Source organism: Pseudomonas sp. 05N433 (assembly GCF_056396925.1).
Genome location: NZ_JBFTML010000037.1, coordinates 49,248 through 62,104, shown reverse-complemented (window position 1 = coordinate 62,104; position 12,857 = coordinate 49,248). Strand labels below are relative to the sequence as shown.

At 58.8% G+C, this 12,857-nt stretch carries 11 protein-coding genes; 3 read left to right on the top strand and 8 right to left on the bottom strand.

What is annotated here, in order from left to right; genetic code table 11:
* Nucleotides 1-63: 63 nt before the first annotated feature.
* Nucleotides 64-528, top strand: a complete 465-nt coding sequence (bfr, locus tag AC1DIS_RS19600) for a bacterioferritin (protein ID WP_018925657.1) — start codon at nucleotides 64-66, stop codon at nucleotides 526-528.
* Nucleotides 529-600: 72 nt separating this feature from the next.
* On the opposite strand, the gene uvrA is transcribed toward bfr, so the two are convergent.
* A complete protein-coding gene (gene uvrA / locus AC1DIS_RS19595) occupies nucleotides 601-3,435 on the bottom strand; it encodes an excinuclease ABC subunit UvrA (RefSeq protein WP_018925658.1) in 2,835 nt (944 codons plus the stop codon).
* 191 nt (nucleotides 3,436-3,626) lie between these two features.
* On the opposite strand from uvrA, the gene AC1DIS_RS19590 reads away from it, so the two are divergent.
* The gene (locus AC1DIS_RS19590) at nucleotides 3,627-5,024 is read left to right on the top strand and encodes an MFS transporter (RefSeq protein ID WP_019650831.1); all 1,398 of its coding nucleotides are present in this window, start codon (nucleotides 3,627-3,629) and stop codon (nucleotides 5,022-5,024) included.
* Between the two features lie 9 nt (nucleotides 5,025-5,033).
* Nucleotides 5,034-5,552 carry a single-stranded DNA-binding protein gene (locus AC1DIS_RS19585; RefSeq protein ID WP_064620707.1) on the top strand — a complete coding sequence of 173 codons (519 nt, stop codon included), beginning with the start codon at nucleotides 5,034-5,036 and terminating at the stop codon, nucleotides 5,550-5,552.
* A 173-nt stretch (nucleotides 5,553-5,725) separates the two neighbouring features.
* On the opposite strand, the gene AC1DIS_RS19580 is transcribed toward AC1DIS_RS19585, so the two are convergent.
* From AC1DIS_RS19580 to AC1DIS_RS19550, 7 genes are all read right to left on the bottom strand, one after another.
* Nucleotides 5,726-7,924 (bottom strand): OsmC domain/YcaO domain-containing protein, encoded by a 2,199-nt coding sequence (locus AC1DIS_RS19580; RefSeq protein WP_477748506.1) that lies wholly within the window; start codon nucleotides 7,922-7,924, stop codon nucleotides 5,726-5,728.
* 120 nt (nucleotides 7,925-8,044) lie between these two features.
* Nucleotides 8,045-9,202 carry a glutathionylspermidine synthase family protein gene (locus AC1DIS_RS19575; RefSeq protein WP_086945160.1) on the bottom strand — a complete coding sequence of 386 codons (1,158 nt, stop codon included), beginning with the start codon at nucleotides 9,200-9,202 and terminating at the stop codon, nucleotides 8,045-8,047.
* A 12-nt stretch (nucleotides 9,203-9,214) separates the two neighbouring features.
* Nucleotides 9,215-9,943 (bottom strand): DUF1190 domain-containing protein, encoded by a 729-nt coding sequence (locus AC1DIS_RS19570; RefSeq protein ID WP_477748507.1) that lies wholly within the window; start codon nucleotides 9,941-9,943, stop codon nucleotides 9,215-9,217.
* Between the two features lie 19 nt (nucleotides 9,944-9,962).
* On the bottom strand, nucleotides 9,963-10,391 hold the full coding sequence (locus AC1DIS_RS19565) for a DUF350 domain-containing protein (RefSeq protein WP_007933682.1): 429 nt from the start codon (nucleotides 10,389-10,391) through the stop codon (nucleotides 9,963-9,965).
* A gap of 14 nt (nucleotides 10,392-10,405) precedes the next feature.
* On the bottom strand, nucleotides 10,406-11,086 hold the full coding sequence (locus tag AC1DIS_RS19560) for a DUF2491 family protein (protein ID WP_086945162.1): 681 nt from the start codon (nucleotides 11,084-11,086) through the stop codon (nucleotides 10,406-10,408).
* Nucleotides 11,073-12,107, bottom strand: a complete 1,035-nt coding sequence (locus AC1DIS_RS19555) for an ion channel (RefSeq protein WP_477744626.1) — start codon at nucleotides 12,105-12,107, stop codon at nucleotides 11,073-11,075. The genes AC1DIS_RS19560 and AC1DIS_RS19555 overlap by 14 nt, the downstream gene beginning before the upstream one ends.
* A gap of 71 nt (nucleotides 12,108-12,178) precedes the next feature.
* Nucleotides 12,179-12,742 carry a rhomboid family intramembrane serine protease gene (locus AC1DIS_RS19550; RefSeq protein ID WP_477744625.1) on the bottom strand — a complete coding sequence of 188 codons (564 nt, stop codon included), beginning with the start codon at nucleotides 12,740-12,742 and terminating at the stop codon, nucleotides 12,179-12,181.
* Nucleotides 12,743-12,857 lie beyond the last annotated feature (115 nt).

The following is a 12,857-nucleotide window of genomic DNA, read 5'->3' as shown; positions in this document are numbered from 1 at the left end:
GCGAGTGACCTTCAGGTCAGGTTGGTTCAAACTACAGACTTTCAGGCAGGGAGATGTAGGGCGATGCAAGGTCACCCAGACGTAATCGATTACCTCAACACGTTGCTGACAGGCGAACTGGCAGCGCGTGATCAATATTTCATCCATTCGCGGATGTACGAGGACTGGGGGTTCACCGAGCTCTACGAACGTATCAACCACGAGATGGAAGAAGAGGCTCAGCACGCTGATGCGCTGATGCGTCGGATCCTGATGCTCGAAGGTACGCCGCGCATGCGTCCGGACGATCTCGATGTCGGCACCACCGTGCCGGACATGCTCGCCGCTGACCTGCGTCTGGAATATAAAGTTCGTGCAGCTCTGTGCAAAGGCATCGAGCTTTGCGAGCGGCACAAGGACTATGTCACCCGCGAGATCTTGCGCATTCAGCTGAACGACACCGAGGAAGATCACACCTATTGGCTGGAGAAACAGCTGGGTTTGATCAAGTTGATCGGATTGGAGAATTACCTGCAATCGCAGTTCTGATTTTTAGGCCGACGACGCACAAAAAAGCCCCTGTCACCGACAAAGTGACAGGGGCTTTTTCATGGGCCTGATTCAGGCCTTGTCGCGAGCCAGCAGTGGTTTGAGGTAGTAGCCAGTGTGAGACTGCTTCATCTCGGACACGTCTTCCGGCGTGCCGACGGCAATAATCTGGCCGCCCTTGGAGCCGCCTTCCGGCCCCAGGTCCACCAACCAGTCGGCGGTCTTGATCACATCCAGGTTGTGTTCGATCACCACCACGGTATTGCCATGGTCGCGCAAGCGATGCAAAACATCGAGCAGTTGCTGGATATCCGCAAAGTGCAGGCCGGTAGTTGGCTCATCGAGGATATACAGGGTCTTGCCGGTATCGCGCTTGGACAGCTCGCGGGACAGTTTCACCCGCTGGGCTTCACCGCCCGACAGCGTCGTCGCCGATTGTCCCAGCTTGATGTACGAAAGGCCTACGTCCATCAGCGTCTGAAGCTTGCGCGCCAAGGCCGGAACTGCGTCGAAGAACACCCGGGCTTCCTCGATGGTCATCTCGAGGGTTTCGTGGATGCTCTTGCCCTTGTATTTGATCTCAAGGGTTTCGCGGTTGTAGCGCTTGCTCTTGCAGACGTCGCACGGGACATAGATGTCCGGCAGGAAGTGCATCTCCACTTTGATCAGGCCATCGCCCTGGCAGGCTTCACAGCGTCCGCCCTTCACGTTGAAGGAGAAACGCCCCGGCCCGTAACCGCGGGAGCGCGATTCCGGTACGCCGGCGAACAACTCGCGAATTGGCGTGAACAAGCCGGTGTAGGTCGCCGGGTTGGAGCGCGGTGTGCGACCGATCGGGCTCTGATCGATGTCGACGACTTTATCCAGGTGCTCAAGGCCCTTGATGCTGTCGTGAGCCGCCGCTTCCAGGGTCGTTGCCCCGTTGAGTGCGGTAGCGCTCAAGGGAAACAACGTGTTGTTGATCAGCGTCGATTTGCCCGAGCCGGACACGCCGGTCACGCAGGTCAGCAGGCCGATTGGAATCTCCAGATCGACATTGCGCAAATTGTTACCGCGAGCACCCTTGAGGGACAGCGACAGCTTCTTGTTACGGGGTGTGCGTTTGGCTGGAACGGCGATCTTCACCCGGCCCGACAAATACTTGCCGGTCAGCGAATCAGGGTGAGCCATGACTTCGTCCGGCGTGCCTTCGGCAACGATATGTCCACCGTGCACACCCGCGCCCGGGCCGATATCCACCACATAATCAGCCAGACGAATCGCGTCTTCATCGTGCTCGACCACGATCACCGTGTTGCCGATGTCACGCAGGTGCTTGAGTGTGCCGAGCAATCGGTCGTTGTCCCGCTGGTGCAGGCCAATTGACGGTTCATCGAGGATGTACAGAACCCCCACCAGACCGGCGCCAATCTGACTGGCCAGGCGAATGCGCTGGGCCTCACCGCCGGACAGCGTGTCGGCACTGCGATCCAGTGACAGATAGTCCAGGCCAACGTTGACCAGAAACTGCAGGCGTTCGCGGATTTCCTTGAGGATCTTGTCGGCAATTTCGCCACGGCGGCCGGTCAGCTTCAGCACGCCGAAGTATTCGCAGGCATCGCCGATCGGCAAGTTGGTCACCGCCGGCAAGGTCTTCTCGCCAACCCACACGTGTCGCGCCTCGCGACGCAGACGGGTGCCACGGCAATCCGGGCAAGGCTGGGTGCTGAGGAATTTGGCCAGTTCTTCGCGGACTGAAGCCGATTCGGTTTCGCGGTAGCGGCGTTCCAGGTTCGGCACGATGCCTTCGAACGGGTGCGAGCGTTTGACGATGTCGCCGCGGTCGTTCAGGTACTTGAAGTCGACGTTCTGCGAGCCACTGCCGTGCAGGATGAATTTCTGTTGATCGGCCGGCAGTTCGTTGAACGGCACTTCGAGGCTGAACTTGTAGTGGGCGGCCAGCGAGCCAAGCATCTGGAAGTAATAGACGTTGCGCCGGTCCCAGCCGCGGATCGCGCCTTCGGCCAGGGTCAGTTCACCGTTCACCAATCGTTTGGTGTCGAAGAACTGTTTAACCCCCAGGCCATCGCAGGTCGGGCAGGCGCCGGCCGGGTTGTTGAAGGAAAACAGCTTGGGTTCCAGCTCGCTGATGGCGTGGCCACAGATCGGGCAGGCGAAGCGTGCGGAGAAGATGATTTCTTCGCCGGGCTCGTCGTCCATTGGCGCCACGAGAGCGATGCCGTCCGCCAGTTTCAGCGCGGTCTCGAACGATTCGGCCAGGCGTTGTTGCAGATCGGCGCGGACCTTGAAGCGGTCGACCACGACATCGATCGAGTGCTTCTTCTGTTTATCCAGCTTCGGCAACTCGTCCAGCTCACAGAGCTTGCCGTTGACCCGGGCCCGCACAAAGCCCTGGGCGCGCAGTTCTTCGAAGACCGAGAGGTGTTCGCCCTTGCGCTCGCGGATTACCGGAGCCAACAGCATCAGTTTGCTGCCTTCCGGTTGCGCCAGCACCAGGTCGACCATCTGGCTGACAGTCTGGGCTTCCAGCGGAATGTCGTGGTCCGGGCAGCGCGGAATACCGACGCGAGCGTAGAGCAGGCGCAGGTAATCGTAGATTTCGGTAATGGTGCCAACCGTCGAGCGCGGGTTGTGCGAGGTCGACTTCTGTTCGATGGAGATCGCTGGCGACAGACCTTCGATGGTGTCGACGTCAGGCTTTTCCATCATCGACAGGAATTGCCGGGCGTAGGCCGACAGCGATTCGACATAGCGGCGCTGGCCTTCGGCGTACAGCGTGTCGAAGGCCAGGGACGACTTGCCGGATCCGGACAGGCCGGTGATGACGATCAGTTTGTCCCGTGGCAGGGTCAGGTCGATGTTCTTCAGGTTGTGGGTTCGGGCCCCACGAATCAGGATCTTGTCCAAAGTGGCCTCGCTCGGCGGGCGTCGAAAACGTAGGAGTATACGGCCAAATACTGGATGGATGCACACTATCAAATGAGGGGCGCGCAACCTTGCATGAAGATTGCGTCATCTGCGCGCGTCATAGCGTCGCTATATACCCCGTCAATCGATGGGACTGGTAGAATCGCCGCCGGTTCAGATGAGGTTTTTCCATGCACGATCCCCACAGCGAACGCATGAGTGGCAGTGAGACCCGCGCAGCAAGCGGTCTGGCCCTAGTGTTCGCCTTCCGTATGCTTGGCATGTTCATGGTGTTGCCGGTGCTGGCGACCTATGGGATGGACCTGGCAGGCGCGACCCCGGCCCTCATCGGGTTGGCGATTGGCGCTTACGGCCTGACCCAGGCGATTTTTCAGATTCCCTTTGGCTTCATTTCCGATCGCATCGGTCGTCGTCCGGTGATTTACCTGGGGCTGATCGTCTTCGCCCTGGGCAGCGTGCTGGCGGCCAATGCCGATTCGATCTGGGGCGTCATCGCCGGACGCATCCTGCAGGGCGCCGGGGCGATTTCTGCGGCGGTCATGGCATTGCTGTCGGACCTGACCCGGGAACAGCATCGGACCAAAGCCATGGCCATGATCGGCATGACGATCGGTCTGTCGTTCGCGATTGCCATGGTGGTAGGGCCATTGCTGACCCGTGCCTTCGGCCTCTCGGGGCTGTTCTTCGCCACCGGCGGCATGGCGCTGCTCGGTATCGTCATCGTGATGTTCATGGTGCCGCGCGCCACCGGGCCATTGCAGCACCGCGAGTCTGGTGTCGCGCGTCAGGCACTGATCCCGACGCTCAAGCACCCGGACCTGCTGCGCCTGGACCTGGGCATTTTTGTGTTGCACGCGATGTTGATGTCGAGCTTCGTTGCATTGCCCCTGGCGCTGGTCGAAAAAGCCGGTTTGCCCAAGGAGCAGCACTGGTGGGTGTACCTCGCTGCGCTGCTGATTTCCTTCTTCGCCATGATCCCGTTCATTATCTACGGCGAGAAGAAACGCAAAATGAAACGAGTTTTATTGGGCGCGGTGCTGACGCTGATGCTCACTGAGCTATTCTTCTGGCAGTTCGGCGACAGCTTGCGGGCTCTGGTAATCGGCACGGTGGTGTTTTTCACCGCGTTCAATCTGCTGGAAGCGTCCTTGCCGTCGCTGATCAGCAAGGTTTCACCGGCAGGCGGCAAAGGCACGGCGATGGGGGTTTATTCCACCAGTCAGTTCCTCGGTTCGGCACTGGGCGGGATCCTCGGCGGCTGGCTGTTTCAGCACGGCGGTTTGTCGGTTGTGTTCCTGGGATGTGCCGGGCTGGCTGCACTTTGGCTGGCCTTTGCTGTTACCATGCGTGAACCACCTTACGTCACGAGCCTGCGCTTGCCGTTGTCGCCCGAGGCGATCCGCGAAGCGGGTCTGGTTGAGCGCCTGAAGGCCGTCGTAGGGGTAACAGATGCGGTGATCGTTGCTGATGAAGCGGCGATTTACATCAAATTGGACACAGAACTATTGGATCGCACGACCCTTGAGCGCCTGGTGAACAACCCGGCCGAGGCAGCGTGCGTAGCCTAGGAGAACGTTATGGCCCGTGGGGTTAACAAAGTCATATTGGTCGGCACTTGCGGCCAGGATCCCGAAGTTCGCTACTTGCCTAACGGTAACGCCGTGACCAACCTGAGTCTGGCAACCAGCGAACAGTGGACCGACAAGCAAACCGGTCAGAAGGTCGAGAAGACCGAATGGCACCGTGTTTCGATGTTCGGCAAAGTGGCCGAAATCGCCGGCGAATACCTGCGTAAAGGTTCGCAAGTCTACATCGAAGGCAAGCTGCAGACCCGCGAGTGGGAAAAAGACGGTATCAAGCGTTACACCACTGAAATCGTGGTCGACATGCAAGGCACCATGCAACTGCTGGGCGGCCGTCCACAACAGGGCGACCAACAAGGCGGGAATAACTACCAGCAATCCGCTCCAGCCCCACGCCAGCAGGCTCCGCGTCCGCAGCAGTCGGCACCGCAACAGTCGCGCCCGGCTCCACCGCAGGCTGCTCCGCAACCGGCTCCGGATTTCGACAGCTTTGATGACGATATTCCGTTCTAGGACTTACCTGAGACTTTTTTGTAAAGTTTAGGTCTGGAACCCCCGATCAGTCCTCTCGACTGGTCGGGGGTTTTCTTTTGCGCACCATATTGTAGGAGCCGGCTTGCTGGCGATGAACGATAACTCGGTTTGCCTGGTTAACCGCGGCGCCTGGATCGCCAGCAAGCCGGCTCCTACAGGGCGGTCATGTTGGCCCGCGCCATGTGCAGTTTTTTGTAGCTCTCGATCAAGCGCAAATGCCTATCGAGCCCCTCCAGCTTCATGCTGGTCGGCGTCAAGCCATGGAAGCGCACGCTGCCGTCCACCGATCCGATCGCTGCATCCATCCGCTCGTTGCCAAACATCCGGCGGAAGTTGGCCTCGTAGTCTTCCAGTTCCAGGTCTTCGTCCAGTTTCATCTCCAGCACCACATTCACGGCTTGATAGAACAAGCCGCGCTCAACCGTGTTGTCGTTGTACTGCAGGAACATTTCCACCGCCTCTTTCGCTTCTTCAAATTGTTGCAAGGCGAGATAGATCAGCAGCTTCAACTCCAGGATCGTCAGCTGACCCCAGGCGGTATTGTCGTCAAATTCGATGCCGATCAAGGTGGTGATGTCGGTGTAGTCGTCCAGCTCACTTTCCACCAGACGCTCAACCAGCGCTTGCAGCTCTTCTTCGTCCAGGCGATGCAGGTTCAGGATGTCGGCGCGGAAGAACAGCGCTTTGTTGGTGTTATCCCAGATCAGATCGTCTACTGGATAAATTTCCGAATAGTCTGGCACCAGGATGCGGCAGGCCGTTGCACCGATATGCTCGTAGACCGCCATGTACACTTCTTTGCCCATGCCTTCGAGAATGCCGAACAAGGTCGCGGCTTCCTCGGCATTGGAGTTTTCACCCTGGCCGGAGAAGTCCCACTCCACGAATTCGTAATCCGATTTTGAGCTGAAGAAGCGCCACGACACCACGCCGCTGGAGTCGATAAAGTGCTCGACGAAGTTATTCGGCTCGGTCACCGCATGACCTTCAAATGTCGGCTGGGGCAGGTCGTTGAGGCCTTCGAAGCTGCGGCCTTGCAGCAATTCGGTCAGGCTGCGCTCCAGCGCCACTTCCAGGCTCGGGTGCGCACCGAACGAGGCGAACACACCGCCGGTACGCGGGTTCATCAACGTGACGCACATCACCGGGAATTCACCTCCCAGGGACGCATCCTTCACCAGCACCGGGAACCCTTGCTCTTCCAGTGCCTGAATCCCGGCCAGTATTCCGGGGTACTTCGCCAGCACGTGAGCCGGCACATCCGGCAGGGCAAATTCACCTTCAATGATTTCGCGTTTTACCGCGCGCTCGAAAATCTCCGACAGGCACTGCACCTGGGCTTCGGCCAGCGTGTTACCGGCACTCATGCCGTTGCTCAGGAACAGGTTTTCAATCAGGTTGGACGGGAAATACACCACCTCGCCGTCGGACTGGCGCACGTAAGGCAGCGAGCAGATGCCGCGCTCTTCATTGCCCGAGTTGGTGTCGATCAGGTGGGAACCACGCAGCTCGCCGTCGCGGTTGTAAATCTTCAGGCAGTACTCGTCGAGGATTTCGGTCGGCAGTGCATCTTTACGGCCAGGCTTGAACCAGCGTTCGTCCGGGTAGTGCACAAACGCTGCGTCGGCGATGTCTTCTCCCCAGAACTGGTCGTTGTAGAAGAAGTTGCAGTTGAGTCGCTCGATAAACTCGCCCAACGCCGACGCCAACGCGCCTTCCTTGGTCGCACCCTTGCCGTTGGTAAAGCACATCGGCGAGTGCGCATCGCGGATATGCAACGACCACACATTGGGCACGATATTGCGCCAGGAAGCGATTTCAATCTTCATGCCCAGGTCCGCCAGAATGGCCGACATGTTGGCGATGGTTTGCTCCAGCGGCAGATCCTTGCCGGCAATATAGGTGCTCGCCTCTGAGCTGGAAGCAGGCATCAGCAACGCCTGGGCGTCGGCGTCGAGGTTGTCCACTTCTTCGATCACAAATTCAGGCCCGGCTTGCACCACTTTCTTCACGGTGCAACGGTCGATGGAGCGCAGGATGCCCTGGCGGTCCTTGTCGGAGATATCCGCCGGCAACTCGACCTGGATCTTGAAAATCTGGTTGTAGCGGTTTTCCGGGTCAACAATATTGTTCTGCGACAGGCGGATGTTATCCGTGGGGATATTGCGCGTGTTGCAGTACAACTTCACAAAATACGCCGCACACAGCGCCGACGAAGCCAGGAAGTAGTCGAACGGCCCCGGTGCCGAGCCATCGCCCTTGTAGCGGATAGGTTGATCGGCCACCACCGTGAAGTCATCGAACTTGGCTTCAAGTCGCAGGTTGTCGAGAAAGTTGACCTTGATTTCCATGGGGGATTACCAGAATAACGGCTAAACGAATGGCCGCCATTATCCGGCATTTGCGCAGTAAGTCTTGTGGGTGTCTGACGATATGTCGACACCAGTCCTTTTTAGTGGGCGATGGAGGGCTCAGTCGAGTATCAGATGCGGCAAGAACCGGCTCGAATCCTTGGTAATCAGACTGTTGTCCTCACGCACGCCGATGCCGGCTGCCTGATCCCCGATCACCCAGGAACCGATCAGCGTGTAGCTGTCGCCAAATTTCGGCAGCGGGGCAAACTCCTGAAGGATAAACGGCGCATCAGTGTAGGGGCCGTCCTCTTTTACGATCAGGCCATCGGCAGTTTGCAGCTCAATGTTCGCGCCTTCCCGTGAGAAGAATGGCTTGCGCACCCAACCTTTGGGCACCGCTTTACTCGGATCGGAGTCCAGGTGCGCCGCGAGCAGGTTCGGGTGACCTTGGTTGAACTCCCACAGCAGCGGCAGGATGCCCTTGTTGGAGATGATGGATTTCCAGGGTGGTTCGAAAAACTGCGTATCGCTCTGGGCAATCGCTGCGCCGAAGGGTTCGTGGAAGATGAACTCCCAGGCATGCAGTTTGAACAGGTGAGGGATCCAGCGATCTTCGAGGTCAACGAAACGTCCGTCACTGGTGAGGCCAATGTCTTCGATGTCGATGTGCCGCGATTCGATGCCGACCTTTTCCGCGACCAGGCGCAGGTAATCGGTGGTGCCCTTGTCTTCGACCGAGTCTTTCATCGAGGCGAAATAGAAGGGCTGTTTGAGCTGCAGTTGGGCAAAAGCCTGATGCAGCTTGGTGTCGATGCTGTTGAACTGGTCGGCGTGCCTGGGCAGCAAGCCACGCTCGATGCATTGTTCCAGCCAGCCCCACTGAAACGCCGCGGCCTCATACAGGCTGGTCGGCGTGTCGTAGTTGAGTTCCAGCAGCTTGGCTGGCCCGCTGCCGTTGTAGGAGAAGTCCATGCGCCCATACAGGTGCGGGTGGCCTTCGAGCCATGAAGTGCGAACCATGTCGAAGAACGGCGCGGGGATGCTCAGGCGCTCCAACAACTCTTCGCTTTGCACCACTCGCGCCACCAGGTCCATGCACATCTCATGAACTTCGGTGGTCGGGTCTTCGAGGTCGTTCTCGATCTGCTTGAGCGTGAACTGGTAGTACGCGCTCTCGTCCCAATAGGGTTCGTCGTCGATGGTATGGAACAGGAAGCCGAGGCTTTCGGCGGTCTGTTTCCAGTCATGACGCTCTGCGCAGAGGATTTTCTTCATGGCCTTGTTCCCTTAGCTACTCGAACCGCCAAAGCTCTTGCCTGATCCACCCCAGCCACTGCGTGCGCTGGCCTGGCTGCCGAACCCGCCGCGGGAGGTGGACGATGCAACGGACACCGGCTTGCTGCGGGTGATGGTGTCGGTGTAACTGCCACTGCTGCCGTAGCGCGCCTGATTGGACCTGTTGAAGGTTGAACCTGACGATACCCGCTGACTGAGTGTCGAGGACGAGTAGTTACCGCGATCATCGCGATAGCGGTAGACCGGTTCGGAGTAGTAACTGTTGCGGTTGCTGCTGAGCATGTTGCCGATCAGCAGCCCCGTCAGCAGGCTACTGCCGGAGAAGCCCGACCCTGCGGCATTCGCTTCCGATGCGGGCAATTTGGCCTTGGCCGCGTCCACTTCGGACTGCGTCACCTCGCCATCGGCACTCAGTTCGAAACCGCCGAGCTTGGGGATGAATTTGCCGGCGGAATCCTGCTGGCACCAGTCGGCGACAAAGTCGGCGTCGCAATCAGCCTGGTTGTCATACACCGGCGCAATGCTTCGATGCTGGGCCATGGCCTTCATATAGGCGTCAGAGCAGATGTCGACCGGGAGCTTTTCATCGGCGCACTGCTGGACGGACTGGAAGTTGTACTTTTTGTGTATCTCGTAGGTTTTTTCCGCCTGCCCGCAGCCGGATATCGCCATGGCGACCGACGCCGCCAGCGAGAGCTGAACGTACTTGCTTCGTTTCATGGGGGGCTCCGTGACGCAATCAGTTCTGGGAAGGGGTCATGCACGCGGCGTTCAACATGCCGACGCTGATGGCCACTGCCGCGACATAGATACCCGCAGCGATTTCGCCTTTCTTGATGCGTTCAGAGGCGCCTTTGAGCACCAGGCTGGTCACCAGGAACGCCAGCAGTTGTACGAAAGCGGCGATCACCGCCCAGACGACGAAGTCCAGAATGCTGATCGAGTAGGCGATCACATTGCTGGCCGGAATGGCGAATCCGATGATGGCGCCGCCCAGGGCGATGGCGGCCGCAACGTTGCCCGCACGGATCAACTCGAATTCCCGGTGCGGTGTGATGCGGGTGTAGATGAACTGGAACAGCGCGAACAACACGGCGGCGCCGAGGATGTACAAAACAAACCCGAGCACGGCGGCTTTGTTCAGGGAGATAGAGAGCGCTTCAAGCATGGACTTCTTCCTTTTTAAAAAGTGTTCAGGTCGGTGGTGTACAGCGAAATACCCAGCGAAGTGCTCAAGCTGATGGTGCCTTCGGCGTCTTCTTCGACGGAAAACAGCAGGAATTCCCGGCGATCGGTCAGGCCGGTTTCGCGGGCGTACAACATCGAACAGTGCTGGATGCTGTATGTTTCGTCCGGATTCTTCAGGTGTTCGCTCAACGGCACCAGTTCGGTCTGGCCGTTCTCGGTGCCCCATTCGCGGGTGTATTCGACACCGTTGAGGGTGTAGGTCGGCAGCCCGATCAGGCTTTGAGGGCCGGCCAGCCGCCGCAGCTCCGCTTCACTGTTGATGGTGACGTAACTGAGGTAGTTGAACAGGATCACCGACTCGACCTGCCCGGCGATGTCGCCGGTGGTGTGCACTTGCAGCCAGTAGTCTTCGTCGTTCATGTAGTAGCGCGACAACCAGGTCGACTGCCCGAGCTCAATGGTGCCGGCGCTCCAGATTTGCTGGGAGCCGGGAATGGTTACCGCGGTTTTTTCGTCGAGCAACAGTTTCAGGGTCGTGTCGAACATCACGCCCTTGCCCATTGCCAGGCCCAGCGGGCCGGTGACTGGCAGGTTGTCGTTGGCTGTCCATTTCGAATCGGTATTCGTGCCCGCGTTCGGGGCCTCAAGCCCCAGCAACTGTTTAAACCATCCCATTGGAGATTTCCTTGAGGCGAGTAGAGGCGATGTAGAAGAGTTCGCCGCCCTTGACGCGAGTGGCGCCGGGCGGGTTGATTGAAGGCTGTCGGGCGCCTTTGGCGCGGTAGCCGATAAGGGTCGCGTTATGGCGTTCTTTCATCTGTGCGTACAGATCGCCGAACGTTGCTTCAAAGGTTTCGGGCAGTCTCATCAGGTATTGGGTGGCGCCTTGGCCCACGCACAGCAATTCATTGATGACCACTGACGAGCCCGGATCCTGGGAGGCGCGCACCAACATCTCGATGGCCATGCTTGAGGTGCATTCCAGGCTGGGCGCGTAGGCGCTGGCGAGCGCGGCGATTTCACTTTCATTGAAGTGGGCGACCACATGCCCGACCGGGCTCAGTTGATTGACCGCCAGTACGGTGGCCAGGGTCAGATCGTCTGAATGGGTTCGCACCAGTACGCGTTCGGCGCCAGGTACGCCGGCACGCAGCAAAAGCGCGACAGAGGACAGGCTTTCACCTTTGATAAAGGCCGCCTTGCCCGGCATGGGGTTTTCTTCGAGGTCGCAATCGCAAATGACGATCAGGTTGTCATTGGACGTTTCGTCCTGCAGCAGCAACTCAATAACCCGCTCGCTGGACGCGCCTTCCCAGCCGATGAGAACGGTATGGCCGACCTTGCCGGTGAAATCGCCTTTGCCCTTCATGCCTTTTCTCCATACATCGATGACACTGCTGGTGGTTTTGCCGATGGCCGCCGTCAGCAGCGCAATGCCCCCGAGCATGACCCAGGTAGCCACGAAAATCCGTCCCGCGGCTGTCTGTGGCGCAAGATCGCCGTAGCCGACGGTGAGCGTGGTGGTGAGATAGAAGTAGGTGAATGTGGCGGGGGTAGTGAGGTGTTGTTCGCCCAGAAGCACCAGACCCAGCCAGGCCGTGGTCAGGTGCACGCCCAGTGCAATGGCCAGGCCTGCCCAGCCGAACCGATGGAAGAAGGACGCCGCGTACGCGCGCAATAAAAGGAAAATCGACATTACATCCCTGACTCCTTGGGGGCTCATTCCTGGCGACGTAATCGCTCGGGCATCTAAGTGCTCGAGTGCGGTTACCGGGCGGCATTAAACCTGCTGCGCGGCGTAGATAACAGTACCTTGGCTGCAATATACCCGGCGATTGCAGCAAAAATATGCCCTTCGAAGGAAATGCCCCGGCGAGGAAGGAAGCCAACAACCAGCCCGCCATAGAGCAGGGCCACGACACTGGCGGTTATCAGGTTGCTCCAGCTCCTCTGGAACCAGGCGCGCGACAGGAGATACGCCCACAGCCCGAACACCCAGCCGCTGGCACCGATATGCACGCCGGCAAAACCGAACAGCCAGATCAGCGAACCGCCCAGCAAAATGATGATAGCGCTGACGGCCATGAACCGGTTGAGCCCTTCGGCGATGACCAGGGTGCCGAGGATCAAAAAGGCAATCAGGTTGGCACTCAGGTGCGCAAAGGATGTGTGCAAGAAAGGCGAGGTGATGATGCCGACCAGTCCGTGCAAGGTTCTCGGAACCAGGCCGAAGGCGTTAAGGCTGTAGCCGGTCGCCACATTGAGCAGTTGCAGCGCAACCATGAAGATGGCCAGGCCGGCGACTGTCTTGAAACCCTTCAGGGTATCCATCCTTGACCTCAATTCGGCAGTAAAGAAGGGCGATCAATTAATGCCTGCCAGTTAAGAGATAGAACAAGCACTGAGTAAAGTTGTGGCGAGGGAGCTTGCTCCCGCTGGGCCGCGA